Origin of the sequence: Streptomyces sp. NPDC001406 (assembly GCF_042895285.1) — a bacterium.
Classification (GTDB): Bacteria; Actinomycetota; Actinomycetes; order Streptomycetales; family Streptomycetaceae; genus Streptomyces.
Window position 1 is genome coordinate 46,113 of sequence record NZ_JBIAWG010000027.1, and the last position, 26,644, is coordinate 72,756.

Consider the following 26,644-nt stretch of genomic DNA (forward strand, 5'->3'; position numbering starts at 1 on the left):
GAACATTGACAGCCGGGGACATCTCTAAGGAGAACCCTAGGGACAGTTGTGAGAGAAATGCAGCATATACAGCCTCCCCAATTCTCCTCCGATGATGAGGGTCCAGGTCTTTCATGGTGCATTTGCAAGCAACCGAGAATCACCCAGCGCAGCCCTTTCCTGCAGCGCGCCCCACAGGTTGCCCTGCCCGAGCGCTGGTGAGGGGACGCCAGTGACCAGGATCGAGATCGACAAGCACCTCTGCCGCGGCACAGGCACCTGTGTGCTTGCCGTCCCTGCCGTCTTCGACCAGAACGACGAGGACGGCACGGTGATCCTGCTCGACGCCGCCCCCGGCGCCGAGCAGCGGGTGGCGGTGAAGGAGGCCGCCGAGCGGTGCCCTACAGCGGCCATCAGAATCGTGTGACCGCGGTGCCCTCGGAGGATCCCCTGGACATCGCCGCCGCGGCCGAGCGCACCACCGATCGCCTCGGCGGGGCCGACCGGGTTCACGGCCCCGCAGATCTATCTGCTCGCTCCACTACTGATCCCATTGCGGTGGGCAAGGCCCGGCTCGTGACTGGCTGTAGTCACCCCTGGCACAAAGGCGTCCACTTCGAGGAGCTGTCGGTCGGATACCCGCGCGAGTGGCGCAGGTATCCGCAACCGCCGGGACAGCTGCGCCGCATTCCGCCCAGGGAGGACAGGCCCCGTTGATCGAGGATCTGCTGCCGGAGTCCGTGATCACCGTCGAAGCGTACGGCGACGACGAGCCCGGCAACACGGCCCTGTATCCCGAGGAGGAGGCACTCGTCGCCCGGGCGGTCGCCAAGCGTCGCCGCGAGTTCGCCGTCGTACGCGCCTGCGCCCGACGCGCCATGGAGAAGCTCGGCGTGCCGCCGCAGCCGATCCTGCGCGGCGAGCGCGGCGCACCCACCTGGCCGGACGGGCTGGCCGGCAGCATGACCCACTGCGACGGCTACTGCGCCGCCACCCTGGTCCGCGCCGCCGACCTGGCCTCACTCGGCATCGACGCCGAACCCCACCAGCCGCTCCCGGACGGCATCCTGGACGCGGTCTTCCTGCCCACGGAGGCGGAGCGGCTGCGCCGCCTGGCCCTCGACCATCCGGACGTCCACTGGGACCGGCTCCTGTTCAGCGCCAAGGAGTCCGTCTACAAGGCCTGGTACCCCCTCACCGGCAAGTTGCTGGACTTCACCGAGGCCGACATCAACGTCGTCGTAGACCCCGACGACCAGCACAGCGGCGGCTTCCGCGCCCGGCTCCTCGTCCCCGGCCCGTCGGTGGGTGACCGGCGGCTCGACCTCTTCGAGGGCCGGTGGACCGTCCAACAGGGGCTGGTGGCGACAGCGGTCAGCGTGCCGCACGCCTGACCCGGCCGAGGGCGTGATCGTCCGGTTCGTCCGGCCGGTACTGCCCCCCCTTTTTCGCCCCGTGGCGGCGGTGTCAATCCCCTCGCAGCGTGGAGACGATCTATGCGGCCAGTCCCTCGGCGAGAGTGGCCCGGTAGTCACGTTCGTAGTCGATCGGGCTCTTGAACCCGCAGGCGGCTGTGTAGCCGCCTGGCGTTGTAGAAGTCGGTGATCCAGGTGGCGATCTTGAGGCGGGCCTCGGTGCGGGTGCGGAAGGTGTGCCGGTGCACGTACTCCACTTTGAGGACGCTGTTGAACGCCTCGCTCACGGCGTTGTCGAAGCAAGATCCAACTCTGCCCATGGACTGGACAATGCCGAGCTTTCGACAGGCCCGCTTGAAGCGACGCGAGCAGTACTCGGCGAGTTCAACCGGTCGTTGCAACACTGGGCTGTTGTAGCGAGCGTAGCTGTTCCTCGAAGACCTCGGCCGGTGTCCGCCAACCGAGGACCTTGCGGGGCCGGTTGTTGATCGCCGTGGCGACCGCTTCGAGGTCCTCGGCGGGCCATCGGGACAGGTCGGTCCCCTTCGGGAAGTACTGACGCAGCAGCCCGTTGGTGTTCTCATTCGTCGGTCGTTGCCAGGGCGAGTGCGGATCGGCGAAGAACACCTTCGTCCCGGTATCGAGAGCGAACTGGGCATGGCCGGAGAGTTCCTTCCCTCGGTCCCAGGTGAGGGTCTTGCGTAGCTGCTCGGGCAGCTGCGTCATCGACGTCGTGAGCGCCGCGTTCATCGCGATCGCACCATAGCCCCCGAGCGAGGTGCCGTTTTTCACCGGCGGGTTCTCGCCCCAGCCTTCGAGCCGGGGCAGATGCACCAGGAGCGTGGAGCGGCTGCTGCGCTCGACAAGCGTGCCGATCGCGGAGCGGCCCGTCCCGATGATCAGTCGGGTAGCGGGGACACATTGCTGCGTCCCCGCCCCCTCAGAACCGTGCAAGCAGCTGTTCACCGCACACGGCTCAAGCAAGCCCCAAGGGCTCGCGGTCAGGAGAAGGTGCGGGACTTGTCGGATCGGCGGCTCCATTCCGCCGTTGACATTGGGTGTGGAGGAGACGGATTCGCTGATCATCCGGTGAGCCCTTGCCCGGGAATGCGACGTACTGCTTGGAGATCGCCTTCCTGAGGACGGCCCGCCACGCTTCCCATTCCTGGGGGCTTCGCGGCGGGTGATCGGCGTGCAGCAGGAGCCCTCCGCAGATCGGGCAACGACCTTGTTGTGCCTGAAGCAGGCGCACGGTCATGGCGTCGACCGGCGGGGGCGGTCCTTTGCGGCGCCGCTCGGCCCAGTACGTCTCCAGTGCCGGGTCATCCGGGGACGCCCTGCCCTTGACTAACTGGTGCCGGACGATCTTCGTCCAGGAGAACTTGAGCAGGTAGGCGCCGCTGGCGCGGTCGCCGAACACCCACCGGTCCCTCCTGGCCTTGTTGAACCGGCCGAAGTACTTGTCGGATATCCAGTGCTTCGGCTTGTTCGGGTGGCTGTGCTTGGCCCACTTGTAAGCGAGCTTCCACATGTGATTGTCCAGTGCGGTGAACACCTCGCTGGACACCACCGTCCGGTAGTAGGCCGACCAGCCCCGCACGATCGGGTTGATCTTCTTGAGTACCGCACCCGCATTGGCCCCTCGCAGGGCCAGCATCTCGGTGCTCAGCCGTTCCCGGATCCGTCGTTGAGCCGCTGTGCTCGGCTTGATCAGCAGCTTGCCGTGATAGCGGCGGACGTTGAACCCCAGGAATTCGAACCCGCTCTCCGCGTGGACGATGCGTGTCTTGTCCTCGTGGAAGGCGAGCCCCCTGGGCGTCAGCCATGCGGCCATCCGTTCCTTGGCCTGTTCGGCCTGCTCACGGCTGGTGCACATCGCGACAAAATCATCTGCGTACCTCACCAGCACCGGGCTTCCGCTCTGAGCACTTCCGGCGTCTCTGCCGGTCGTGAAGTAGCGGACGCCTGCGGCTTCCTCCATCCCGTGCAGGGCCACGTTGAAGAGCAGCGGGCTGATCACTCCGCCCTGCGGAGTTCCTGCCTCGGTCGGGGCGAACCGGCCTCGATCCACGGCCCCGGCCTTGAGCCATTGCCGGACCAGTCCCCGGGCGGGGAAGGTACCGAGCGCGGCCATCAGCCGGTCGTGGTCGATGCGGTCGAACGCCGCCGTCAGGTCCGCGTCGAGCACCCACACACGCTGCGGGTTCTTCCCGTTGAGCGTGGAGTAGATGGCCCCGATCGCGTCGTGACAGCCGCGGCCGGGCCGGAAGCCGTACGACTTCGGCTCGAACCGCGCTTCCCACTCGGGTTCCAGTGCGCCCAGTGCCACAGCTTGCAGGCACCGGTCGACGATCACGGGAATTCCGAGGCCGCGCTTCTTCGTAGTCCCCGGTTTGGGGATGAACACCCGCTTGACGGGCTTGGGGATCCACGGTCGGGCCCGGTGCTGGACCCAGTCGGCCAACGCGGCCTTGGACTGGGACATCAGCACCACCTTCCCGTCGACTCCCGCCGTCGCGCGTCCCGCGTTGATCTCCGTGACCCGCCGCACGCTCAGGAGCGTGTTGGACCGGGACCGGAGCATCAGCTTCTGCAAGTTGCGGACCTTCTTGAGGTCCCCTGCCTGCGATGCCGTGAAGATCCTCTGTCGCAGACGCCGTACGTCTTCCTCGACCCGGCGCCAGTCGATCGACGCCCAGTCCAGGTCTTCGTCCTCGGGTCCGTTCACCGTCGCGGCGCCGGACGGGACGGCCGAGACCGCTCCGTCCGTATCCGTCAGGGTGTCCAACTTGTCCCTCGGTTCCGTCGTCCTTGTCCAGTGAGTCCGCACAGGCTCACCTGGCCCACGTCAGCACCCTTTCGGGTCCGGGCAGTGCACCCGTATCCGGACGGTTATGCGGGGCGACCGGCGGAGAGGCCGGTCGTCATGCCCCGGGTTCCCGTTTCCTTTCGGCTTCCGGCATTGGCTTCTTGGGCCATCCTGTTCCCGCTGGGGAGTTGAGCCTTCCTCGCGGTCGGCCGACCGGGCCACGAAGGCCCGGACCCCAACGGGGTTTCCACGTTCCACACGAAGGAGATGCGACCGGTGTGGGTGCTCCCTTTACCCCGAGGCGGCGGTGTCCACCTGGCCGGAGTGACCTCTGCCGGCCAGCGCCTACCGCTTCTCAGCGGCCAGCCATGCACCCCGCTGGAACCTTCCATCGGCGGGGCTTGGGATCACGAGGCATCATCGGGAGTTCACTTGCGTTCACCCGTCCGGTCTTCCCCTTGCCGGTGACTCCCGGATGGAACAGGAGTCCTTGGGCTTTCCCCTGAGCTTCGCACCACGCCGTTACCGGCATCGCACGTCAAGGGCGGGGACGGGTCATACGGACACGGACCCGTGACTGCACCTACAGCTTCATCAACTGCCTCTCCAATCGGTCAGTCCACTCGTATTCGTGTGACTTCGTGTCGCACAGTCACCTTCCCAGTGTCCGGGGACCGCGCGGTCCCCGGCCTCGGCGGGGCGTTCGCTGAGGACGACGTCCGCGGTGACATGCCCCTGCGGCTTGTTCTGCGACCGCGCACGGGGAGTCCGCAGCGCCCGGCCGGTACGCAGACACGTGACCAGCTCCCGCTTGAGCGCGCCACGGCCCTCGATGAACAGCGCCTGGTAGATCGCTTCGTGGCTGATGCGCATGGACTCATCATCGGGGAAGGAGACATGAAGCCGACGCGAGATCTGCTCCGGGCTCCATGCCGTCGCCCATCTTCTGTCCTGCCGGTGCGGCTTGTTCAGCCCCTTCCACGCGGGCGTCTTGGGCCCGGTGACGATCGTGCCGTCGGGACGACGGACACTGCCGGCGAGCCGATCCTGCACGTGCTCACGCAACCTGTCGTTGCCTGCGAGCTTCGCAGTCTTCAGGCGCTTCGCGGTCTGCTGCGCCTTCCACTGAGCGACCGTGGCCCGGTATTCCTGCTTCCCGCTGCGGGTGGCGGCGTTGCGACGCAACTCGCGCGAGATCGTCCCCGGGTCACGTCCGATCGCGCGGGCGATCTCTCGCACGCCCTTGTCCTGGGCGCGCAGAATCGCGATCTCCTCGCGCTCCTCGAAGCTCAGGTAGCGGCCGGTGGGCTCGGCCAGAGAGATCGGCAGCATGCCGCCAGCGTGACGGAACCACCGAGAACCGACCGGCCACGACACTCCGACCGCCAGCGATGCCTCAGCCGTCGTGACGCCCGTGGCGATCAGCCGCCAAAATTGCCGCTGCACCACCCGCGACGGATCAGGCCGGCCAGGCGAGCGCATCGCCGGCCTCAGCGCCCGGTCAGCACGCCACTGCCGCCGAAGTCCCTCGGGCGCATCGCCGGTCTTCCTGCTCCAGTCCTCCGTAGCGATCTTGAACACCTCCGAAATCAAGGTGTTGCGACGACCGATTGATCCGCCCTCGCTGCCCCTGTCCGTGTGCATGATCACGCCGCGCACGTCACCGCCGCGGGTGGCCGCGGCCATGTTCAGGGACGCAACGACCAGGTCGGCCTCATGACGGGCGGCCATCGCGTAGCCGAGCAGCCGGCGGGAGAACAGGTCGATGACCGTCGCCAAGTACAGCTTGCCCTCGCCGGTTTCGATCTCGGTGAGGTCGCCCGCCCAGACGAGATCGGGATCCTCGGCGGTGAAGTCCCGGCGGACGGAGTCCGGGGCGGCTGGCCGATTGCCCGGCCTCGTCAGCGACCGGCGCCTGCGGATCTTACGTCCGGCCAGCCCGAGCTCGGCCATGGCCTTTGCGACCGTGTTCACCGATACCCGCCAGCCTCTGCGCACCAGCTCGATGAACACCTTCGGCGAGCCGTAGGTGCCGCCCGAGCCGTGGAAGACCTCCTCGATCTCCTCGGCCAGCTGCTGCCGGCGCACCTCACGCGTGGTCGGCTCGCGGTCGCGCCACTTGTAAAACCACGACTCCGAGACGCCCAGCGCCCGGCAGCCGGTGCGGTACGGAATCTTGTGCTCGGCCTTGCAGCTGCTGATCACCCCGACCGCGACGGCCGGGTCCGTCTCAGCTACTTCACCCACAAACCACGAATCGCTTGCACACATCACGCTCCATCTCCAGCTCGCGGATGCGCTTGTCCTTCTCCCTGGCCTCGGCCCGCAGCCGCTCCAGCTCAGCGCGCTCGCTCTCCCGCAGCCGAACACCGGGCGATGGCTCGGCCACCAGCCGGTCCGACGACGGCGACCCGTTGCGCCTCGCTCGCGACACCCAGCTGTGCAGGGTCCCCGGGTGAATACCCAGGTCCTCAGCCACTTCCGGAATCGGCGGCTTGTGGGTTGCCGCGAAGGAGTACAAGTCCGGGAAGAGAAGCTGCAGGGCTTCCATGAGCACCTGGTCGGCCGGGTTGACCTCCCCCGCCATGATCGGGAGAGCGAAGTCGGCTTTACTCAGAAGCCGCTTGCCCTGACGCAGTGATGTCACGCATGGCCAGACAGCCGCCTCCAGCGCGTTGTCCAGGCGTATGCGCTCGCCCGGCTCGTTCAACAGCACCCGGTGGGTTGCGAGTACCTGATCGAGCATCTCGCGCAGCACCTGGGCGACCACCGAAGGATCCGCCCGAGGAAGCTGCAGTGGCGCGTTGATGATCTTCTCCAGGAACTCCCAGCCTCCCCCGGCCCCTCCCGCCCGGTAGCGTGCACCGAGAGCCTCGGCGACGACGTCCTGGTCGAAAGCCAGGAGAAAGCACAGGTTGGGGAAGTCGGCGGCCAGCTTCACCATCCGGAAGACGGCGGAGATCTGCGCGTCGTCCAGACGGTCGATGTCGTCCATGAGAACGACGACCCGGCGCGCGGCTGCGCTGGCAGGTGCCAAGACCTCACGCAACCGGTCGTGGAAGTCGCGAAGTGTCGGCTGCCCGAGCCCGCCAACGGCGCCCAGCAGTGTGGATACCTTGACGATGTTGTTCACGCTGTTCGTCAGCCCAACGCTCTCAGCGAACCGCTGCGCACGGCTTGCCCGCCGGATTGCCTTCTCGTATTTCCGCTCCAGGTCCGCCCCGGCCGCGGCGGCGACCGCGTGGAGGAACTCCGCGTACAGGTGGGTCTCGTCAGAGTCGAACCACGGGTTGAACTCAACCCCCGTCACCTGCTCAGCCGGGTACGAGGCAAGCCCATGCCGGACGAAGTTCAAGACGGTCGACTTGCCCTCTCCCCAACGGCCGTACAAGCCGACGACATAACCGCGATCACCAGTGCGCTCGGCAAGCGTCCGCGCCAACCGCAGCGCAAAGCCCTTGCGTTCCAGACGGTCCATCGCCACGTCGGGAAGCGGTAGATCCGAAAGCACCAGTCCAGTCGGCAAAGGCACACCCCTGGATGCTGTTCTGGTCGACGCCACCGCAGCCGACCGTCTCCATCTCAACCGCATGTCACGCATTCTCCCCGCCCCAGCGCGCCCCCCGTGCCGTTCAAGGAGGATGCGCTGGATGCTTGATCATCTGAGAGTGCCGGGTTCAGTTGAGAGTGCCGTCTGTCCTGTCGACCAGCGCGCCGGCCGCGGCCTCCCGTACGCGACGGCCATACCGCTGAAAGCCGCCAGCCCTAGCCGCTCACACGGCGGCCTCCTGCACTGATCCGGCAGGGTCGCACTACGCCGCAATGCGTGCCGTCACCCGAAAAGCAAGTAAAAGCCACTGGCCGCCGTCCGGGACACGGACGCCCGGTGTGTCAGGCAGGACCGGGGCAGTGCGACACACGCACAGCCCGTCAAGGGAAGCCACACACTGGTCACCGAGCTGGCAGCGACTGAGGCGACTCACTTCACTAGTACGGACCCAAGCGACGCAGCCACGGGCAGAGAGCAGTTCACCATCCGGCGCCCCTTCCGTGGCGCCGCGCCTCAATAGGCCGGGTGGCGTGAGTGGTTGGGCCCGGAAGGGTCCCGGGGCCTGACAGGTGCTTTCAGGAGCAGACTGTGGCGAGCGCACAATCACGGCGGCTGCGAGGGGGGAGCACCGCGAGAAACGTGATAGCGGCCTGCTGTATAGCGGTGGGCCAGGTGGCGCCGTCCGGCCGGCAAGCACGCAGGCGTCGGCCGCGGCCAGCACCGCGCAGACGACGACCACGGCTGTGGTGAGCATGTCCGTGCCCTGCCTTCGCAGCCGCACGGCTTCTTGCACATCTCACTCACCTCCCCATGCGTGGATAGGGCCAGGATTCCACCTGGTTCTTGCTGTTTCCGGTACGGCGGGGCAGTTCCGCGGAAGCTGGGCGCCTCTGGGGCGTTTCGGGTCTACTCTGGCGGCCTCCGCTCTCGGATTCGGTTGGGAGCGCTGCATCTTGGGGGGCTCGATGGAGAGACGTCTGGAAGCTGGGTGGGGCCAGAAGATCGCCTGGTCGGTACTCGCGGTCGGGTCGCTGTCGATTCTGGTGTGGGTGCCGTTCCTGTATGTCGGAATCCGGCGGGGCCGGCGCGGGGACTGGGTGACGTTCGCGGTGTTCGCCGCGTACACGGTGGTGTCCGCGCCGTGGGCGATCTCGACGAGTGACGGTCCTGGTGACCCGGTGCTGGGGATCGTAGCGATCGTGGCAATGGCGGCCGCGGTGTGCATGTTGCTGTTCACCGTCTTCGACGTGCCGGGCACCAAGTTCGACTCAGTCCACATGACGCAGCCTCAGGGCCGCCAGTTCTTGTAGGAGCCGCGCGGCGCGGACGGTGCGGCCAGGCCCCACACGGTGACGAGGACTGGGCGTTGCATCGCGGGTGGTAGGGGCCGCCTGCGGTGCTCCTCCGGACGGTGGCCTGGGCGCGGCGTGCAATAGGTCAGACCGCCTGGGAGAGCAGGTCCGGCCGCCGTGCGGCGCCTCCCGTCGGGGTGATCGGGCCAGAAGTCGTCGTCACCGGTGCCAGACTGTTCGCGGGGAGAGGGGTGCTTCATGGGGTTCGGGTTCCGCGTCGGTGTTCCTGGGATGAGTGTGCGTGTGCAACTGACGATCACCGATTACGCCTGGGCCGTGGTCTTCTGCTTGAGGCGTTCGTAGGGGGTCTGGCCGCCGAGGCCTCCGTGAGGGCGATGATAGTTGTAGTAGTCCTCCCACTCGCGCAGCTTGTCGTTGAAGACCTCGGCGTCGTCGATGATGACGCCATCGAGGAGCTGGTAGAACTCTTCGGCATCGATGCGGTGTGACCGCTCAACCTTGCCGTTCAGCCGCGGGGTGCGGGGCTTGATGTAGGTGTGGGCGATGCCCTTGTCGAGAACGTGCCAGTGGAAGGCGGACTGGAACTCGGCACCGTTGTCGGTCTGGATGACCTCGACCTGGAACGGCAGACGCTGGATGACATAGTCGAGGAACTGGATCGCCGTGGCTTGGTTCAGCGTCGGATAGATCCGCAGCACCCGCAGCCGCGTGCAGTCGTCGATCGCGGTGAACTGGAAGTACTTGTTGCGCCCGCCGCGCCGCCCCTGTGGCATCGAGGCGAGGGGCTCGATGAACTTCACATCGATCTGCACCCGGTGGCCGGGCAGCTGCTTCTCGTACCGCTTCCATCGGCGGTCGTGACGCTTGTAGCGCTGCGAGGCCGGCAGGCGGCCCATGTCCAGCCGGTTCAGGATCCGCCACACGCCCGACTTGCTGATGGTGACGTCGTGGTACCGCTTGAGGTACATCGCGATCTTCTCGGGCCCGAAGTGGTAGTTCTGCCGCAGGTAGATGATCTTCCCGACCACTTCGACATGGGTCGCGTTCGGAGAGGTCTTGGGCGCCTTGGAGCGGCTGCGCAGGCCCTCGACACCCTCGGCCTGGTAGCGGCGGTACCAGGTGTAGTAGGCCTGCCGGCTGATCCCGAAGTATCGGCAGGACATTGCGACGTTCCCGCTGACCTCTTCGACGTGGCGTATGACGGCCAGGCGCCGCTTGGCCTCACGGTCAAGCGGCGGGGCGGGGGGAGTGGACTTCGTCATGCGGATCTCCGTAGTGATCGGAGACCCAGGTGTCAACGATGATCGTCAGTTTTAGAACCCCGGTGCCGCCGAGCCGGGCCGCCCGCTCTGACGGGGCTTCGGCGACCATCAGCGGGTGCACGGCAAGCGAGTTCGGGGCATCGCAGGTCGACCGCACAGTCCCAGGCTCAGCAGCCGCTGCCGGTGCGGTGGACGTGCGGTTCGGGTCGAGACGCTGGGCCCGCGCTCTGGTCTGGCCGCGCCCGCCCACGTACGACAGCACTCCCTCACACGCCGGCAGGAGACCGGATGGCTTCGACGGCGGGAGACGGTGTCACGGCGCGCCGGACGAGACCCAGATCCGGATGGTGCCGCCGGGATCGATGTGGCTGGAGCTGCTCGGCTCCTGCCTGACGACTTCGCCGCTCGGCCAGACCTTGTCCGGAACGCGTTGCTCCTCCAACTTGAAATGCCCGATGTCAGCGCAGGTGCGGGCGTTCGCCACGGTCATGTACTGGAGTGACGGCGCTTCGGGTTGTTCATCGGTCGCGCTGTCGCAGCCGGAGAGCTCGCCAACGGCCCTGGGGTCACCGCCGGTGGAGATCCAGACCTTGACGGTGCCGCCGACGGCGATGTCCTCCGTTTCCGGCTCCTGTCGTGCCACCTGGCCGGCCGGTATGAGCCGGTCCTGGACCTTCCCGGCCTCCTTCAGCTTGAGATGGGCGATGTCCGTGCAGATCCGGGCGGCGTCCGGGGTCCTGCCCTTGAGCCAGGGAGTGGAGACCTTGCCGTGGTGCTCCTCGACCTCGCAGTTGGCAAGGTCGCCCTTGGCCCTGGGATCACCACCCGTCGACACCCAGATGGTGATGGTGCTGCCCCGCTTGACCGACTGGGAGATCTCCGGTTCCTGCCGCGTGACGGTGTCCTTGTTGTACTTGGCCCCGGTGGTGGTCTTCTGGTCGATCTTCAGTCCGGCGATCTCCGCACAGGTCTGCGCCTCGGCGGGCGACATGCCCGTGAACGAGGGCGGGTTGAAGCCGCCGCCAGAGGAAGGCGTCGGATCGCAGGGGAGGTACGGCCCGGTCGCCCGCGGATCCGGGGTGTGGGCGTGGTCCGGGAACACGTACCGTGCGCCGAACACGCTCACCACGAGCGCGAAGACGGGAACCGAGGTCCAGGCGACGATTCTGGCGTTGCGCAGGGTCCGCCGTTGAGCCTGCTGCCGGCTGGCGACGTAGCGGAAGGTCGCAGCCATGGCGTCGGCCCCGTCGGCGTCCGCGGCACCGGCGCTGACCACGAACGCTTCGGCCGCACCGGCGTCGACGGTGATGTCCTCGGCCGCGACCGAGGGGGAGGAGCGCAGCGCGTGGGTGGGTGCTTCACCTGCGGCGACCTGGCGGATGTCATCGGCCATGGCGCGGGCACTCGGGTAGCGTCCGGCGGGATCCTTGCTGAGGGCGCGGGCTACGACGGCGTCGACGGCTGGTGACAGCGACGGGTTGATCGAGGACGGGACCGGCGGCGGCTGCTGGACATGCTGGTAGAGCACGCTCATCGTCGACTCGCCATCGAACGGCAGTGTGCCGGTGACCAGTTCGAAGAGCATGCAGCCGACCGAGTAGAGGTCAGAGCGGGCGTCCGCTGGCTTGCCCTGCGCCTGCTCGGGCGAGAGGTACTGGGGCGTGCCGAGCACGGTGCCGGTCCGGGTCATCGCGGTGGCGTCCGACTGCAGCGCACGGGCGATGCCGAAGTCCATCACCTTGACCGCGCCGTCGCCCGTCGTCATCACGTTGGCGGGCTTGATGTCCCGGTGGATCAGCCCCTGCCGGTGGCTGCACTCCAGGGCGTCCAGCACGGCCGAGGTCACAGCCAGCGCGCGGTCCAGCGGGATTGCGCCACCGGCAGGGTCCGCGGCCCGTTCCCGGATGAGCTCGCGCAGCGATCGGCCCTGTACGTACTCCATGACGATGTACGGCACGACGCCGTCGGGCCCGGTGTCCTCGCCGCTGTCGTGCACGGCCACGATATTGGTGTGGTTGAGCGCCGCGACCGCCTGGGCCTCACGGCGGAAACGCTCGCGGAAGGAGGGGTCACGGGCCAGGTCCGCGTGCAGCGTCTTCACCGCGACGGTGCGTCCCAGCACCGTGTCGTGGGCGCGGTACACGGACGCCATGCCACCCTCGCCGAGAGGTGCCTGCAGGACGTAACGGCCTTGCCCGACCGAGCGGATCGGCCCCACCGCGTGCAAGTTCTCGGTCTCCTCGACGTCCATCGTCCCCGCCTCTTCCCCCCAGCTGCCGCCTCGGTGCGAGGCCCCCACCGTGTGAACGTCGACTTCGATGGCGCCCCGCCGACCGGGTGTGGCGATCGCAGCCCCTGCTGACGGGCCTCCACCGACCGTCACCGGTGCTGTACCAGCCGCCCGGTGGGCATGGTGTGCATGACAGGCGACCATACTGCGCCAGCTGTGGCCGAGTCGAACCGTTTGCCCTCTGCCGACGTTCGCCTGAGTGTCCCACGGCCGGTCGCCTGGTACGTCATCAGGTGAAGCCTGAGGCGCTTTCATGGCGACGCCGGCGTTTCGGACTCGGTGGTTCTCCCGTGCCGAGCCCGGAACACGGGCCGTCGCCAATTTGCCTGGAAGGTCCTCACGGAGCTGCGGGAGGATACTGCCCATGACGACGACAGCAGCCGACTACAGGTGGTTCGAGGAGGGCTTCCCGGACCTCGCGGAGGCGTACCAATTCGCGCTGGTGCGCCATGTGACGCCCGGCGGACTGCTGCGTCGCATGGGCGGGCGGGCGGAGGAGGCGCACACCGGAGTCAACGCGGTCTCCGAGGCCGCCCTCGACCTCTTGCGACGCTCGGGCAGGCGGCGGCAGCTGGTCGCGATGACCTCCTTCGGCGCATGGACACTGATGATCGAGCCCAACGGATACGGCCAGGTCACCGAGGCAACGGCTCTCAAGGTGTCCACGGGCACGCAGTGGGTCTCCCACTTCTCGGACATCCATGGCGACATCGGCTTTCTCTGGGCGGATGACGGCACCACGCGACTCTGGTTCGACCCGGCCCTCCCCGAACAGCGCTCCGGGACCCACCCGGACGAGCTGCTTCCGGTCATGCACGCCATCGGGTTCAGCCTCGGAACGGAGCCCACCGACCTCGACCTCTCGATGGCGGCCACCTTCGCCCTGGCCGAGTATCTGACCGGCGTACGGCTGCACCCGGACCTCCTCCGGAACACGACCTTCACCTGCGGCAGCATCGCAGTCTTCTAGTACTCCAGCCGTACTTCTGTATTTCTCCTGGTCAACGGCCTGGCGGTGGGGAGTGTAGCGGGGGCTGGGTTTGCGCGGGACGGTCTTGGACAGGCCGTCCCACCAACGTGTGCCCCCGCCGCATGTAATGAGCCGTTTCCAACCTCACGCTGACGTGCGGTGAAGGACGAGGACGGCCTTGACGATGTCGGTGATGCGGTTGGTGCTGCAGCGGAGTTTCCGCAGCAGGCGCCAGCCTTTGAGGGCGGCCATGGCCTGCTCGCCGACGCAGCGGATCTTGGCGTGGGTGGTGTTGTGCCGTCGCTTCCACCGTTTCAGTCGACGGCCCGGAACGGGACACGGACCAGGCGGGCTGGCGCCCTGATACGCCTTGTCCGCCCAGCACTTGAGTCCGGCTTGCGCCAGGGCATCGATGATGCCGTGCGTGCGGGCAGCGGTCGGATCGTGTGTGGAGCCGGGCAGCGCGGGCGAGGCCCACAGCAGCCGCCCGAACGGGTCGGTGAGGACCTGGACGTTCATGCCGTGCCGTTTGTGTTTCCCGGAGTAGTACGGGGTGTCAGCGGTGATCCGGTCGATCGGTAGCAGGGTTCCGTCCAGGATGACGAACGCCTTCGTCCGGGCTGTCGTCATCGCCTCGTCCAGCGTCGGTGCGAGCGCGGCCAGGACATCGACGCCCTCGCTCACGTAGCGGTAGACGGTCGCGATCGCGATGCCGAACCCGGCGGCAAGTTGCGCGTAGGTGCCACCGCATCGCAGATGGGCCAGGACGAGCAGGGCCTGACGTCCGGCCGCGAGCCGCCGCCACCGGGTGCCGATCTCCCGCCGCCGTACGACGAGTTGCCCGGTGAGATACCGCAGGGTGCGGCTGGACAGATCTATCGACGACGGATAGACAAGCACGGAAGCTCCTGGTGGCACGGGTGATCTTGGTCGAGAACCCGTCTACCAGGAGCTTCATCGTTGTGCAGACATGTCCAACTCGCGGTCACCACGCCCAGGTTGGAAGAAGCTCATGGCCTACTCCTCCCGGTAGCGGCGCAGTTTGGGCCGCGATTCCTCGGTTGGCCCGGACGGTGGTTCCTGGGCGAGCGGGCCCGGCGGGGTGGCGTGGACGGCCAGGAGGCGGTCGACGACGCTGCTGCGCTGCCTGAGGGTGCCGGACAGTTCGCGGCGGCGGGCGTTGCGGGCCGCCGTGATGTCCTTGAGTGAGACGGTGGTCCCGGCCAGCTGGGGACAGATGGCGCGGGTGAGGTAGCGGTCCTGGTGGAAGACGCGGATCTCCGCGAGGTCGCGGGGGTCGTAGCGGATGGTCACGTCCTCGCCGACATAGGCGGCCAGGACCGGGTCGAGGTAGCGCAGGGACTGGAAGTGGATGCCGTCGGAGTGGATCCTGCGGGGCTTGGCCACGGTGAGCAGGAGCAGATCGAGCTGTTCGAGGGCATCGGGCATGTGGGGCAGGAAGGCGCCGGCCTCCCAGCGGGCCTGCGGCGGCTGTCCGGTCTCGCCGTGCTCGCGCTGGTTGTAGGTGCCGACGAAGAAGGCGCCCAGGGCATGATCGAGTTCGGCGAGGGTGAGGCGGGCCTGCCCGGCGCGGTCCTTGGTGCCGCGCGGTGCCTAGCCGGGCAGGTCGGACAGGCACAGGGTGTTGATCGTGTCCATGATGCGCTCGATCTTCCTGCGACCGCGGGGCTGGCCGGGCAGGGAGAAGACGAGGCGGATCTTCAGCTCGGCGGCGGCCTGCTCCATGTGGGCGGAGGTGAAGTCGCTGCCGTGGTCGGTGTAGAAGACTGCGGGGATGCCGCAGAGGTGCCAGGCCGGATCCGGCTTCCGCCAGATCGCCTGCCGCAGCGCCAGCGCGGTGTTCAGCGCGGACGGAGCGCCGAGGTTGACCGCGTACCCGGCAACCGCGCGCGAGTAGTCGTCCTCGACGACGGTCAGCCACGGACGGGCCGGCCTACCGCTGGGGGCGATCACCCACAGGTCAAGCTGAGTGTGGTCGGCTTGCCAGATCGCATTGGGTCCTTTGGCCTCGCGTCGGTGGATCAAGTCGTACACCTCCCGGTACCGCTTGGTGCCCTCGTGCGCGAGTACCGCCAGAGCCGGGTCCAGGACGCGGACGATCGCGTACACCGTGCTGTACGAGGGCACCGGCCAGCCGTGTTCCTTGGCCACCTCGACCGCCCGCCGGTGCACCCACGTCACATGCGGAGCGGGACGCCGCAGGGCCAGACCTTCGACCAGGTGCCGCAGGTCCTCGGGGATACGGCAGTGGCCGGCGTCCGATCGCGGGGCGCGGACGAGACCGGCAAGACCCTTGTCCCGGTAGGCGGCAGCCCAGCGCTGTGCGGTCCGGCAGGCGATGCCTGCCTCGGCGGCGGCCCGCGCCAGCGGGGCCCCGTCCTCAAGGTACGGCCGCAGCACAGCGAACCGGCGCATCGCCCCCTCGCGCTGAGGCCTGGTCAGATCCCCCAGCGCCGCGAGTTCGACGCCCGATGCCGCCATGCTCACCAGCGTGCCGTTCGCAGGGCCGGACCTCACCGGCGCACAGGCGCGCAAAACCGGCGCCTGCCAAATCCTCGCGCCCTCAGCTAAGCCCACAGCGCGCTGATGGTGTTCGGAAACGATCGTCTACGCACACCATTGCGGGCGCTGCGGCGGAACTGCTAACGTCCCAGCTCGCCGATCAACCGATGAGCTTCACAACCCGCGTACGGAATCAACGACCGAAACAGTGCCCCGATGACCGTTTGTGAGGGCCTTTCAGGCATGGCGAAGATCGGATACGGGCGCGTCAGCACCCGCGACCAGAATCCCGACTCCCAGCGCGACGCACTCATCGAAGCCGGATGCGACAAGATCTTCATCGACAAGGCGTCCGGCAAGCTGGCCAGCCGCCCCGAACTCGACAAGGCCCTCGACTACGCCCGCGCTGGCGACATCTTCGTTGTCACCCGGCTCGCCCGCGCCGCCCGCTCACTGAAGCACCTGATCGAACTCGCCGAGACCCTGCGCGAGCGCGGCATCGACCTGGTGGTGCTCAAGCAGGGCATCGACACCTCGACCCCCACCGGCCGCCTCGCCTTCCACATGCTCGGCGCCGTCGACGAGTTCCAGCGCGAACTGATTGTGGAGGGCACCCACGAGGGCTTGGCCTCCGCCCGCGCCCGGGGCCGCACCGGCGGGCGCCGTGCCACCCTGACCGCAACACAGGTCCGCATGGCCCGGCAGATGTACGACAGCGAGGAGTACACCGTGCAGCAGATCGCCGACACCTTCCACACCAGCCGCGCCACCGTCTACCGCGCCCTGGCCGACGACGGCGACTTCGCCTACGTCGTCTACCGCAGCAGCCAGCCCAAGACCCGTGCCGACGGCACCCTCATGGGCGAGACCGGGCAGGGCGAGCACAGCCCGGCGCAGTACGACGCCGACCGCCAGTTCTTCCCCCTGGCCGACCACAAGCGCCCGCACGCCAAGGCGATGGTCTACGTCGTCGACGGAACCGTGAAGCGCATCCGCGCCATCGACCCAAAGGGAGACTGGGTTCCCCACGGCAGCGACTGGGAGATCCCCGTCACCGCCCCCCTCACACCCGGTGAGATCGCCGAGCAGTTCCCCGGTCTCGGCTTCTCCCTCGGGGACGAACTACCCACCCAGCGCGGCAAGCTCCGCCAGCACCTCGCGCTGTAGAGCACCTCGCCTACGGTCGGCCGTGACGCCGCTTGAGGGAGGATCCCAACGGTGACACACTGCAATAGCCGGACCCTCTGGGGTACGGAAGACGTAGCGCCGGGAACCCCCGCCGGATGACGGGAGCCCGGCGTTCGCGCTGTTCAGGGACGGTTTCAGTGTGCTTCCACGTCCAGCAGCGTGACCAGCGGTTCCAATCGATGTTCCCACCTACTGGCCCCGCCGGATCGCCGCTCCGGGATGGGCCCTCGTCGCCGACCGCCCAGTGGTCGACGTCCTGGCCTGGGATACTCAGCGCCGCCCCATCAAGATCAAGTCTGTCAGCCTGTACTCCTTCTTCGATTCCTCGATCCACGGCTGGCGCAGCTGGGCGAACAACGTGGAGTACGACGTCGACTGGAGCGACCCTGAGCGTCCCGTGCTCCGGCACCCCGCACCGGAACCGGCCACGCACGCCGCACGGCAGTGACCAGTCCTCAACGCTCGTCGAGTAGAAGGGCAGGTGCGCGCTGTCCCTCGTGTGGAGTCGGTTCTTGTCGATCGGGACAGTCCGCCGTTCCAGACATGGAAGACTGCGTGCCCGAATGGCCGCTCCCACCGGCCTCGTTGCGGAGCCGGGTGGTGGTCATGTCGTGGTAGCCGAGAGCGTCCGCTGCGACGGACGCGGGCATCTCAAGGAGTTGTTGTCGGGGGCGGCGCCGCGGGCGGCGGCCACTGGGATGCCGATTTCGTTGAGGAATGCGGACAGGTGGTCGGGGCGGAAGGGCTGACCCGTCCGCCGGCCTGGGAAGAGCCAGAGGTGACGCTCGGGCAGTCCGGCGTCGCGCCAGGCCTGGACGGCGACGGCCTCGGTGCTGGTGAGCTCGCCTATTCAACTGTCGTCAGTTCGCCGTGGTGTCCAGCCGGACGGTGACCGTAGGTGATCTCCAGCGGCGTATCGGCTCCAGGTGCCTCCGGCTTGGGCGGCCAGCTTGGCTGTGGTGACTTGGTGGTAGCCGAGGGCGTCGGCGACGACGGGGGCGGGCGAGGCGGGCGTCGCCGCCGGCACATCTGGAGCGCGAAGCGGAGCCGGTTGTGATCCCCTCGCCGCTTCCCGATCAGCTTCCGATCGACGTCGTCGGGGGTAGAAGAACCGCTCCAGCTCCGGGCGGGTCGGCTCCTCCACGAACTGCCCGTACGCCTCGGCCTGCTCGTCAGTCAGAAATAACCGCCGGGTCCTTCACCCAGGCCCCGAGCTCACCGGCCGGTCACACTTCCGGCCCGGCATCTCGTCACAGCTTGAGCACTCCCCGCCAGGTCCATCCCGCATCGAGAACGGTGTTCCGCAGGGGATCCCGCATGTCCCGCGAGTCGAACTGGATCACCTTGCGCCGACGCCCGTCCGGGCCGCGTTCGTAGGTCCACTGCCGCTGGACGTACGGTCCACGGCTCCACTGCCGCGCCACACCCCGCCGGGGAGGGTTCCCGACCAAGGCGACTTCCCGCACCTCGTCCAAGGCATGCACCTCGCGCTTGGCGGGAACGAGACGCATCCGGGTCTTCATGGTCCGCTCCACCTCATTAGCGGAGAGGGTCTCGCCGAAGTACGGCAGCACGATCTGCCACTCCGCCACCAGATCCGCCTTCTCCGCGCCCAAGGCATTGCGCACGCGGAACGGCACGTCCCCCTCGTTGAGAGCGAGCAGCACGGCCCGCAGCTCCTGGGCGGGCCGCGGAACAACTCCACTCCCGGGGTACTTGGTGCCCGTCCGCCAGTCCCGGTACCGGGCCCAACTGTCGCGAAGACGGCCCATTGCTATGCACCCGCCCGGGTATACGGACGAGCCGGAGGCAGTGGTATGCCGGACGTAGGCGGGTCGGGTTCCACAGGGTTCACCACAGGGTTCTCTCTCCAAGGACGTGACAGCAGCCGTCGCACCAGCGCGAAGTCCCGGCCACCGCGGCTACCCTACTGACCGCGCGTCAGGGTTCGTCTGAGGAAGCTGACATCGGCGGCGACGCCCACCTGTCTATCGGGCCTTTCTCCCGCTTCGCTGTCAGCGACGTTCGACGCTGAAGCCGCTGTCGTGGAGCGCGGCAGTCCACCGTTCCCGGTCGAACCACTTTGTGATGTCCTCCGCATCACCTCACTGCTCCGATAGATCCTCGACCGGTAGCGGAAGTAGTCGTCACCTTTCTCGGCCAGCCACGCAGGAGCATCCCGCACGTGCTCCTGCCGCGGCGAATCTGCATTCCACGAACGCTCGATCGACCCCGCATAGCTGTTGGCGAGCTTGCAGCGGTCGGCCCGGATGAACGACACCGACGCGAACAGCTCCACCCGCCCCTGCCTGGCTTCCAGCGGCACCTCGACGACGGCATCCTTGGAGAAGTCGTCACCCGGGTCGAGCTGGGCGCCCGCGTTGGAGATCTGCCCCGCCGCCAGCAGGCGGGGAGCGGCGTTGAACTCCTCATGCCGGTTGGTGTCCCATCCATCGCCCAGCTCCTGCCGCCACTCCTTGCGTCCCGTCCCCTGCGCACGGAACGCGGACGGCCACAGTTGCGCCGACCACAGCGTCCCGATCACGAAGATGCTCACCGACCCCTCATTGCGGAACGTGACGTGGGCTGGCACGTATAACCGCTTTCGGTCCGGATTCAACGCCGGCTTCCCGAAAGACACCATGAACGGCACCTTGGGCGGCGCCACGTACGGGACGTACATCGCCGAATACGTCACGCTCGGGGAACCGATCAGCGCAGACAGGGCCACTCCGGTGGCGAAACTCCGCGGATGCGGCACCCCCAGCCAGACCTTCTCCCGCGCCACCACCCACACAGCCCACACCGCCCACGCCACCAGGCCCATCCACAACCAGAACCACCCCGCCAGGTACCCCCCTTCCCACTGGAGCACCAACAGCACCAGGCTCGTCACCGTCACAATGATCACGCCCAGCAGGACCGCCTGCCCCGCGTACCGCGTCACCCGCCGGCCCCAGAAGTCGAGGACAGCCCCGGCGGCCACCAACTCCACCACCGCACTCGCCAGGAACACCGCCCCCATGACGCGGCCCCCGAATGTCAGCGCCCGCAACGCATCCGACAGCCCCACCCGGAAGAGCACCACCGCCGACACCAGCAACCCGAGCACCATGCAGCAACCCGTGACACGCCGCCGCCACCCGGGCTGCCCGCCACGGTCACGAACCCCAGCGCCGCCCCGCGGCCCACCGGTCCTCATGCCCCCAGCATCGACGCCCCACGACCGCCTCGCAGCCGCCGCACGCATGCGAGTGACACCACGCTGCAGGTAGCGGCAGGCGCAGACCCGAGCAGATGTCCCCTCACCACACGGATCACGCCGCCATTAGTGCTTTCGCGGTCCTGCAGCAGAGCAGCCGACCTCCGGGCGCGGTATGGCACCTTGTCGACCCGTGCCTCCTGGCCACCCCTCTTTACCCGAGGACGCAGCACGAACTGCGGCGACCCGCCAGCCGACGAGCGCGGCGCCCCGCCTCCGCATCGGATGAGTGGGGCAAGGCGCCGTGGCGTTCCGGCTTTTCAGTCGACGGTCACCGACCAGGAGCCTCGTGAGAGGGTGAGGACGCCGTTGGGGGCGATCCGGACCCGTGCCCCGTAGACGGGGAGTGTCCCCTCGCGGTTGAGTCGGTTGCGGACACGTTCCAGCGCGTCCCACAGCCGTCGGGGGCCGCCCTGGTGGACGGTGGGGCCGTCGAGGAACCCGCCCGCCTCGGCACGGGCCCATGACCCGTCGGGGTGCAGCAGCCATACGGTGCGCTTGTCACCGTCCTGCGCCTGACGGTGGTCGATGTCAGGGACACTGAGTTCGAGCATCGAGTACACGTCCCAGGCGTCGGGCGGGTACAGAAGCGGATACCGGCTCGTGGTGACACTGTCGCCGTCGGCGCCCTGGATCTTCTCCCACAGGTCATCTGTGGGCCGGTCGTAGTCGTCTTTGGTCCGGGTCCGCATGAATCCGGCCTGGTCCGGCTCGATGCGGCCTACGGCGCTGCCGTCCTCGGTCTTGTCGGCGGTGACGACCAGTCCGGTGCCAGCGAGGGTGGTCACGAGTCGTCCTCCGGTCTGGAGGGCGGCCAGCCACGAGGCGGGAACGGGTCGTACGGACACCGTGGACACGATCCGGTCGAACTCGCCTGGCAGAGGGCCGGTAATGTCGCAGACGGCTGTGTGCGGGTGCAGCCCGATGGAGTCGAGTCGATCGCCCGCAGCCTTCACAAGATACGGGTCGACGTCCACGCTCGTCACCCGCTCGGCACCCAGCCGCCGGCACAGCAGCGCGGTGCCGTAGCCGGTGCCGGTCGTCACGAGCACGCGCGAGTCGTCGGCGATCATCGCGTGCCGGTACATCGTCACGACCAGTCCCGGCAGAGTCGACGACGAGGTGGGGTGTCCACGAAAGACGGTGGCGCCGAGCCCGGTGTGGTCGGCATGGTGAGGGCCGATCCGGGTCACCAGTGTCCGGTCCGCGTAGACGGCCCGCATCCATGCGTCGGAGTTGGACGGCCCGTCGCGCAGTTCCCAAGCCTGATCGCCGCGCGCCCACCAGCGGGGCACGAACACGTGCCGTGGCGTGGTGGCGAGCGGCTCGTACCAGCGCGACTCCGGCCGAACGACATCGGCGGCCAGGCGCCGTGCGTGCGTCTTCCACTCCATCGGTGCACCGCCTTCTAGTCGTACGCCGGCTCACACGCCGGGGTCTCGGCCGGTGAGCAGTCAGAGCCGTCCTGGTCAGGATTGCAGGCCGTGACGATTCCCGGGGAGGGCTGACAGGAGTCCTCCTTGGGCGGGCAACTGTCCGGCACGCAGGCGGCGTGGTGGCGAGGGATCGACGCCGCAACGTGCGCCCACTGCTGCCCGGCGATCACCGCCTTCAGCCCGGTCGTCTTCACCGAGCCTGCGGGCAGGAACCGGCCCAGCACGCACGGGGTTACGGTGCCGTCCGGCAGGATAGCGGCCTTCCCATCCGCGCACCGTCCGCACAGCTCCGATGTGGAGGGCATCAGTGTCGTCGCGGCGTTGCCGACGGCGCGCACCCGGTCCACGTGCACTCGGGTGGCGCCGAGGGCTTCCATCTCGGCGCGGGCTTCTTCGGTGCGCTGCCCGTCATGCATGTGGATGATGCCGACCTTCACGGGGATGCCGCGGCGTACCGCTTCGGCGATGTTCGCCCGGGTGGAGTCGTGGGAGCCCTTGCGGCCGGTGATCTCATCGTGCTGGTCCGCGTCGTCGGAGTAGTACGACGTGCCCAGGCTGACCTTCGGGTGCGCGAACAACTTCCAGTGCTCTCGCCGTACCCGGTACAGGTTGCTGAACACCTGGACGCCGAGCCCAATCTCCAGCGCGTGCTCAACCAGTTCGGTGAAGTCGGGGTGCATGGTCGGCTCGCCGCCGACGAACTGCACCGTCTTCACGCCGAGTGCGGCCGCCTCGCCGATGACGCTGCGCCAGTCCTCGGCCGTCATGGTGCCGTGGTCCTTCGCTGGCCCGGCCTGGGCGTAGCAGTGCGACGAGCAGGTGAGCTGGCAGCGGCTCGTAAGTTCCAGTTCAAGAAACGTCAGTAGTGGTGCGGGGGTTGGGGGTGCCTCGTAAGCGATCGTCATACGTCCTCTCCTTGATGTGATGCGGGCTTTTGCATGTCCGACGCGGGGGCGTCGGGCGGCAGGCCGGGGCGGGTCTTGGCCGGTGCGCGGACTGTGCCGTGCGCGGTGTCCACGAGGCTCGGGCCGAATCAGGATCACGGGCGGGGCGACGCCGAGCACGGCTAAGAAAGCCACCGCCCGGCCGGGGCTCGATGGGCGGGCATGGCGGCTGCTCAAGAGTTCTCCTTCGGATGGCTCGGGTGGGTGATGGGCCCGGCGGCCTCGATCGCGCCTGTCGCCGTGGTCCACTCGGTGCCGCCGCCTTCCGGTCGCAGCCAGGCGATCGGCTTCGGTGACGTCCCGTCCGGCGCGACGGCCTGCAGGACGCCGGTTCGGCCGGTTGCGGTGTCGAGGACCCTGCGGCCCATAAGCGGGTGGTTGTGGTGCTGGAGCCCGAGGTCCTTCACCGCGCCTCACCGCCCCGGGCAAGCGGCTCCCACGAGTAGCGGACCTGCACACCGTGATCGTGGAGCCAGCGGATCTCGCGGTGTCTCAGCTCCCGGGAGCCTTCAGGAGCGATGGCAGCCGGCCATCGGACGATGACCGTGTCGACCTCGGCACCTTCTGCCAGTCCGCGAACGCGCGTCCATCCCTCACGGCGCAACGGCTCGGGCTCCCCATAGGGGTCGGTGATGGTGTCGACGATGGTCAGGCCACGCGACTTCGCGAACTGCTTGCCCTCCGCTTCGGCACGTTCGGTGGCGAGCGCGGGCATCTGGCGGCCCTGCTCGACGCACACATACAGCACAGCGCGTGCGGCGGCGGGTAACTCGGTCTGGTTCTCCTGCTCCGTAGCGGTCATGGGGACCTCGTGGTGGTCAACGGGGGTGACGGTCCGGGTCGTCCCCGTCGGAGGAGGCGGGGACGCCCCGTGCGGCAGCAACTTCGGCCTCGGCCAGAGCATTTGCCGCTGACGACCAGTCAATGATCACTGAGTGCTGTGGGACCATCACGCATGCGGCACGCGCATACGGATACCCGCCGGGCGGGTACGGGCAGGCGCTGTGGGCCGCTGGGACTCGTAACGTGGGGGTGGGCCGTGCAGCAGACGGCACAGATCCGGGAAGCGTCCCGGCGAGGCGATTACGGCAGGGTCATCGAACTGGTCCGCAAGGACCGGCGCATGACCCAAGTCCAGCTCGGGCAAGCGCTGGGCGTGTCGCAGTCGGCCGTCTCTCGCCTGGAAAAGCGCGGCCCGCGTACCTACAGCACCGACGCCTTGGCCGCGGCGGCCGCACACCTGGAGATCCCGCCCCAGCTGGTCGGGCTCTCCGGCGACCAATTGCAGGCGCAGGCGAGAGACGACGATGACATGCACCGACGCGCCCTCCTCGGCGGAGCCGCAGCAGCAGCCGCAGCACCGGTCCTGGCAGCCATACCCTTGGTCTCCGGCACCAGCGCCGGCCAGGCGGCCGCCCTGCGCCTGTCCACGACCGCCTACAGACGACTCGACGGCTCCACCCCCTCACAAGACCTCGAAGAGGCCGTACAAGCCCACCTGCGTCTCATCCAGGCCACAGCACGCAACGCCACCGGCGAGCAGCGTGCACGTCTCGCCGCAGTCGGCAGCGAAGCCGCCAGCCTCGCCGGCTGGCTCGCCTGGGACATGGGCAACCACGGCTCCGCACGCGCCCGCTACGGCGCAGCCATCAACGCCGCCCGAACGGCCGGCGACCCACTGCTCACCGCCTACCAGGCCGGAAGCCTCGCCCAATTCGAAGCCCACACCGGCAACGGCACACAAGCCCTCAACCTCACACGCCGGGCCCGCCGCGCCCTCGGCCAGCAATGCCCGCCCGTCGCCGACGCCTGGCTCTCAAGCATCGAAGCCCTCGGCCACGCAGCCACAGGCGAGAAACGGGCGACCGACAAGGCACTCACACGGTCACGGAAGGCAGCCGAGACCCTGCCCGACCAGGCGCCGCCACCCTGGCCCTGGGTGTTCAGCTTCACCCCAGAGAAGGTCACCGCCCACCGAGTGACCTGCGGAGCGTGGCTCGGCCTGCCGCAATGGGTCCTCTCCGATGATGTTGAAGCCCTCGCCACCGGCCACGCCAAGCAAAGGGCCCTGCTCGTCCTCGACATCGCCGCCGGACACCTGGCAGCCGGACGGGTCGAGGGCGCATTCTCCCTCGCAACCCGGGCACTGGAGACCGGCCTTCACTACCGGTCCGGGCGCATCGTGGAACGGGCACGCGCCGTGCGACGCTCGCTTGCACTGTCCTCACCACCCAAAGTCGTGAGGGACTTCGACGAACGCCTTCACGGCGTCTACCTGTGAGAAAGGGTGAAAGCATGCGGGTAGGGATCACCGGGCACCGCGGACTGAACAACGAGGTCGAAACCCAGGTCCGGGCGCTTCTGGCCGAGGCGGTCAAGGAGTACGACCCGGCCGAACTGGTCGGCGTCTCATGCATCGCGGACGGCCCGGACTCCTGGTTCGCCGAAACCGTCCTCACCCACGGCGGCAGCATCGAAGTCGTCGTACCAGCCACCGAGTACCGCCAGAGCCTCCCCGCCCAGCACCACGCAACCTACGACGAACTGCTCCGGCAGGCCTCCGACGTCCACGAGACCGGAATGGCCACCTCCGACTCCCAGGCCCACATGACCGGCAGCGAAATCCTCGTCGGCCTCGTCGACGAACTCCTCGCCGTCTGGGACAGCCACCCCGCACGCGGCTACGGAGGAACCGCCGACGTCGTCGCCTACGCCCAACGACAGGGCACCCCCGTACACATCCTCTGGCCCCAAGGAGCGACCCGCTGAACAACACGGCCAACAAACGAGACATCGCCCATCACCGACCCAGCACCCATCGAGGCCGTTCTCCAGACATCCGGTGATGTCTCATGCGGGTGGGCCAGTAGAGTGGCGGTGGACGAGAGAAGAGATCCTCCAATGGACTCCCGGATATCGCGCATACGCTCCAAGCTGGCGAAGGTGCCGTACCAGGTGCAGCGCAGCCACTCGATGGGTGCCGAGCGCCACGCTTTTCGCCTTGGTCCGCGTATCAGTTCCGTGCAGGCAGACGTCTTCGAAGGCGAACACCACGTCGAATTGCCGTTGGCCTACCGCGAGTTCCTGGTCGTGCTCGGGGGCAGCGGTGCCGGCTCCTTCTACGGTCTGCTTCCGCTGGAGGAGTGCAGACTGTTCACCATGGACCGCCAACCGCCGGACGGCAGCCCGCGGGGATTCCATCACGTGAACCACCCGAACGCACTGCAAGGAGACCTGTTCCTCCACATCATCGAGATGGGCTGCACAGACCTATGCCTCATCGGCGTGACTGGACCCCTCACAGGCCGCATGCTCACCGGTAACGCGGATGGCTTCTGGCCCCCAAATGTCTCTTCGGCCCGGGACTTCCTCTCCTGGTACGAACGCTGGCTGGACCACATGCGGGATGGCAAGGACAACGGCGCTCTGGGGCTCACCTCCCCAGCGACCGTCGCCAGCGCCCCCTGGGCCCCCGGGCCAGAGCCCGGAACACTCTGTGGCCGCAAGCCACAGAGCATTGAGGCAACCGAACTCGAATCACACATCCCCACAGGGCCCTTGCCTCATGAGACAAGGCGAAGTCGCGAGAAAGTGCGCCCTCCAGACATCTAAGAAGACATCTCATTTGGAGTGTTCGGTAGGGTCTCGGTGTGGGGATCGTTGAGCGGCTAGTGCCGGATGAGTTGTGGGAGTTGTTCCAGCG

At 68.0% G+C, this 26,644-nt stretch carries 23 protein-coding genes and 5 pseudogenes; 10 read left to right on the plus strand and 18 right to left on the minus strand.

The features are described from left to right. The first annotated feature begins 211 nt into the window (after nucleotides 1–211). The 3 genes and pseudogenes from ACFY1J_RS42620 to ACFY1J_RS42630 all read left to right on the plus strand — a co-directional run bounded on the left by ACFY1J_RS42620 (nucleotide 212) and on the right by ACFY1J_RS42630 (nucleotide 1,373). Nucleotides 212–406 carry a ferredoxin gene (locus ACFY1J_RS42620; RefSeq protein ID WP_390712870.1) on the plus strand — a complete coding sequence of 65 codons (195 nt, stop codon included), beginning with the start codon at nucleotides 212–214 and terminating at the stop codon, nucleotides 404–406. Nucleotides 407–576: 170 nt separating this feature from the next. Further along, a pseudogene (locus ACFY1J_RS42625) lies at nucleotides 577–696 on the plus strand (metallophosphoesterase); the annotation flags it as partial. Further along, entirely contained in the window at nucleotides 693–1,373 is a 681-nt protein-coding gene (locus ACFY1J_RS42630; RefSeq protein ID WP_390712869.1) for a 4'-phosphopantetheinyl transferase, read from the plus strand. The pseudogene ACFY1J_RS42625 and the gene ACFY1J_RS42630, both read left to right, overlap by 4 nt. Before the next feature lie 137 nt (nucleotides 1,374–1,510). Here the strand turns inward: ACFY1J_RS42630 and ACFY1J_RS42635 are convergent, their stop codons facing one another. From ACFY1J_RS42635 to ACFY1J_RS42660, 6 genes and pseudogenes are all read right to left on the minus strand, one after another. Then, complete coding sequence (locus ACFY1J_RS42635; RefSeq protein WP_390733090.1) at nucleotides 1,511–1,714, minus strand: integrase core domain-containing protein; 204 nt, start codon at nucleotides 1,712–1,714, stop codon at nucleotides 1,511–1,513. A 64-nt stretch (nucleotides 1,715–1,778) separates the two neighbouring features. After that, nucleotides 1,779–2,297, minus strand: a pseudogene (locus ACFY1J_RS42640) (IS30 family transposase); the annotation flags it as partial. A 73-nt stretch (nucleotides 2,298–2,370) separates the two neighbouring features. Further along, nucleotides 2,371–4,173 carry a group II intron reverse transcriptase/maturase gene (gene ltrA, locus ACFY1J_RS42645; protein ID WP_390733096.1) on the minus strand — a complete coding sequence of 601 codons (1,803 nt, stop codon included), beginning with the start codon at nucleotides 4,171–4,173 and terminating at the stop codon, nucleotides 2,371–2,373. A gap of 681 nt (nucleotides 4,174–4,854) precedes the next feature. Continuing rightward, a pseudogene (locus ACFY1J_RS42650) lies at nucleotides 4,855–5,535 on the minus strand (transposase); the annotation flags it as partial. Between the two features lie 246 nt (nucleotides 5,536–5,781). Further along, nucleotides 5,782–6,474: pseudogene (locus ACFY1J_RS42655) on the minus strand (IS3 family transposase); the annotation flags it as partial. Beyond that, nucleotides 6,443–7,681, minus strand: coding sequence for a P-loop NTPase fold protein (locus ACFY1J_RS42660; protein ID WP_390733091.1), 1,239 nt, complete (start codon nucleotides 7,679–7,681; stop codon nucleotides 6,443–6,445). The gene ACFY1J_RS42660 and the pseudogene ACFY1J_RS42655, both read right to left, overlap by 32 nt. 1,037 nt (nucleotides 7,682–8,718) lie before the next feature. Between ACFY1J_RS42660 and ACFY1J_RS42665 the strand changes: the two genes are divergently transcribed. After that, nucleotides 8,719–9,063 carry a hypothetical protein gene (locus ACFY1J_RS42665; protein WP_390733092.1) on the plus strand — a complete coding sequence of 115 codons (345 nt, stop codon included), beginning with the start codon at nucleotides 8,719–8,721 and terminating at the stop codon, nucleotides 9,061–9,063. 305 nt (nucleotides 9,064–9,368) lie between these two features. Here ACFY1J_RS42665 and ACFY1J_RS42670 read toward each other — a convergent pair whose 3' ends face one another. Together ACFY1J_RS42670 and pknB are read right to left on the minus strand one after the other, a co-directional pair. After that, nucleotides 9,369–10,328, minus strand: a complete 960-nt coding sequence (locus tag ACFY1J_RS42670) for an IS481 family transposase (RefSeq protein ID WP_390712866.1) — start codon at nucleotides 10,326–10,328, stop codon at nucleotides 9,369–9,371. A gap of 313 nt (nucleotides 10,329–10,641) precedes the next feature. Next, a complete protein-coding gene (pknB, locus tag ACFY1J_RS42675; protein ID WP_390713374.1) occupies nucleotides 10,642–12,579 on the minus strand; it encodes a Stk1 family PASTA domain-containing Ser/Thr kinase in 1,938 nt (645 codons plus the stop codon). Between the two features lie 403 nt (nucleotides 12,580–12,982). Here pknB and ACFY1J_RS42680 point away from each other — a divergent pair, with 403 nt between their 5' ends. After that, complete coding sequence (locus ACFY1J_RS42680; RefSeq protein ID WP_390713375.1) at nucleotides 12,983–13,588, plus strand: DUF6461 domain-containing protein; 606 nt, start codon at nucleotides 12,983–12,985, stop codon at nucleotides 13,586–13,588. 144 nt (nucleotides 13,589–13,732) lie between these two features. Here ACFY1J_RS42680 and ACFY1J_RS42685 read toward each other — a convergent pair whose 3' ends face one another. The 3 genes from ACFY1J_RS42685 to ACFY1J_RS42695 form a co-directional block, all read right to left on the minus strand. Continuing rightward, nucleotides 13,733–14,488, minus strand: a complete 756-nt coding sequence (locus ACFY1J_RS42685) for a transposase family protein (RefSeq protein WP_390733093.1) — start codon at nucleotides 14,486–14,488, stop codon at nucleotides 13,733–13,735. A gap of 117 nt (nucleotides 14,489–14,605) precedes the next feature. After that, nucleotides 14,606–15,037, minus strand: coding sequence for a Mu transposase C-terminal domain-containing protein (locus tag ACFY1J_RS42690; protein WP_390713282.1), 432 nt, complete (start codon nucleotides 15,035–15,037; stop codon nucleotides 14,606–14,608). A 165-nt stretch (nucleotides 15,038–15,202) separates the two neighbouring features. Continuing rightward, nucleotides 15,203–16,090: a DDE-type integrase/transposase/recombinase gene (locus ACFY1J_RS42695; RefSeq protein ID WP_390713283.1), complete on the minus strand. Its 888-nt coding sequence runs from the start codon at nucleotides 16,088–16,090 to the stop codon at nucleotides 15,203–15,205. 264 nt (nucleotides 16,091–16,354) lie between these two features. Between ACFY1J_RS42695 and ACFY1J_RS42700 the strand changes: the two genes are divergently transcribed. Next, a complete protein-coding gene (locus tag ACFY1J_RS42700) occupies nucleotides 16,355–17,278 on the plus strand; it encodes a recombinase family protein (RefSeq protein WP_390713284.1) in 924 nt (307 codons plus the stop codon). A 265-nt stretch (nucleotides 17,279–17,543) separates the two neighbouring features. Continuing rightward, complete coding sequence (locus tag ACFY1J_RS42705) at nucleotides 17,544–17,747, plus strand: hypothetical protein (RefSeq protein ID WP_390713285.1); 204 nt, start codon at nucleotides 17,544–17,546, stop codon at nucleotides 17,745–17,747. A 566-nt stretch (nucleotides 17,748–18,313) separates the two neighbouring features. Here ACFY1J_RS42705 and ACFY1J_RS42710 read toward each other — a convergent pair. From ACFY1J_RS42710 to ACFY1J_RS42740, 7 genes and pseudogenes are all read right to left on the minus strand, one after another. Then, a pseudogene (locus tag ACFY1J_RS42710) lies at nucleotides 18,314–18,479 on the minus strand (DUF4158 domain-containing protein); the annotation flags it as partial. A gap of 70 nt (nucleotides 18,480–18,549) precedes the next feature. Continuing rightward, a complete protein-coding gene (locus ACFY1J_RS42715) occupies nucleotides 18,550–19,071 on the minus strand; it encodes a hypothetical protein (protein WP_390713286.1) in 522 nt (173 codons plus the stop codon). A gap of 155 nt (nucleotides 19,072–19,226) precedes the next feature. Further along, nucleotides 19,227–20,414 carry a hypothetical protein gene (locus ACFY1J_RS42720; protein WP_390713287.1) on the minus strand — a complete coding sequence of 396 codons (1,188 nt, stop codon included), beginning with the start codon at nucleotides 20,412–20,414 and terminating at the stop codon, nucleotides 19,227–19,229. A gap of 407 nt (nucleotides 20,415–20,821) precedes the next feature. Then, nucleotides 20,822–21,955: a protein-L-isoaspartate(D-aspartate) O-methyltransferase gene (locus tag ACFY1J_RS42725; RefSeq protein ID WP_390713288.1), complete on the minus strand. Its 1,134-nt coding sequence runs from the start codon at nucleotides 21,953–21,955 to the stop codon at nucleotides 20,822–20,824. A 14-nt stretch (nucleotides 21,956–21,969) separates the two neighbouring features. Continuing rightward, a complete protein-coding gene (locus ACFY1J_RS42730) occupies nucleotides 21,970–22,902 on the minus strand; it encodes a radical SAM/SPASM domain-containing protein (RefSeq protein ID WP_390713289.1) in 933 nt (310 codons plus the stop codon). A 212-nt stretch (nucleotides 22,903–23,114) separates the two neighbouring features. Continuing rightward, complete coding sequence (locus ACFY1J_RS42735; RefSeq protein WP_390713290.1) at nucleotides 23,115–23,348, minus strand: hypothetical protein; 234 nt, start codon at nucleotides 23,346–23,348, stop codon at nucleotides 23,115–23,117. After that, nucleotides 23,345–23,743, minus strand: a complete 399-nt coding sequence (locus ACFY1J_RS42740; protein ID WP_390713291.1) for a hypothetical protein — start codon at nucleotides 23,741–23,743, stop codon at nucleotides 23,345–23,347. Before ACFY1J_RS42740 ends, ACFY1J_RS42735 begins: the two co-directional genes overlap by 4 nt. A 237-nt stretch (nucleotides 23,744–23,980) precedes the next feature. Between ACFY1J_RS42740 and ACFY1J_RS42745 the strand changes: the two genes are divergently transcribed. The 3 genes from ACFY1J_RS42745 (at nucleotide 23,981) to ACFY1J_RS42755 (ending at nucleotide 26,553) form a co-directional block, all read left to right on the plus strand. Further along, a complete protein-coding gene (locus tag ACFY1J_RS42745) occupies nucleotides 23,981–25,222 on the plus strand; it encodes a helix-turn-helix domain-containing protein (RefSeq protein WP_390713292.1) in 1,242 nt (413 codons plus the stop codon). Between the two features lie 14 nt (nucleotides 25,223–25,236). Then, on the plus strand, nucleotides 25,237–25,710 hold the full coding sequence (locus ACFY1J_RS42750) for a hypothetical protein (RefSeq protein WP_390733094.1): 474 nt from the start codon (nucleotides 25,237–25,239) through the stop codon (nucleotides 25,708–25,710). Between the two features lie 174 nt (nucleotides 25,711–25,884). Beyond that, nucleotides 25,885–26,553, plus strand: a complete 669-nt coding sequence (locus tag ACFY1J_RS42755; RefSeq protein ID WP_390713294.1) for an SMI1/KNR4 family protein — start codon at nucleotides 25,885–25,887, stop codon at nucleotides 26,551–26,553. The last annotated feature ends 91 nt before the right edge of the window (nucleotides 26,554–26,644 follow it).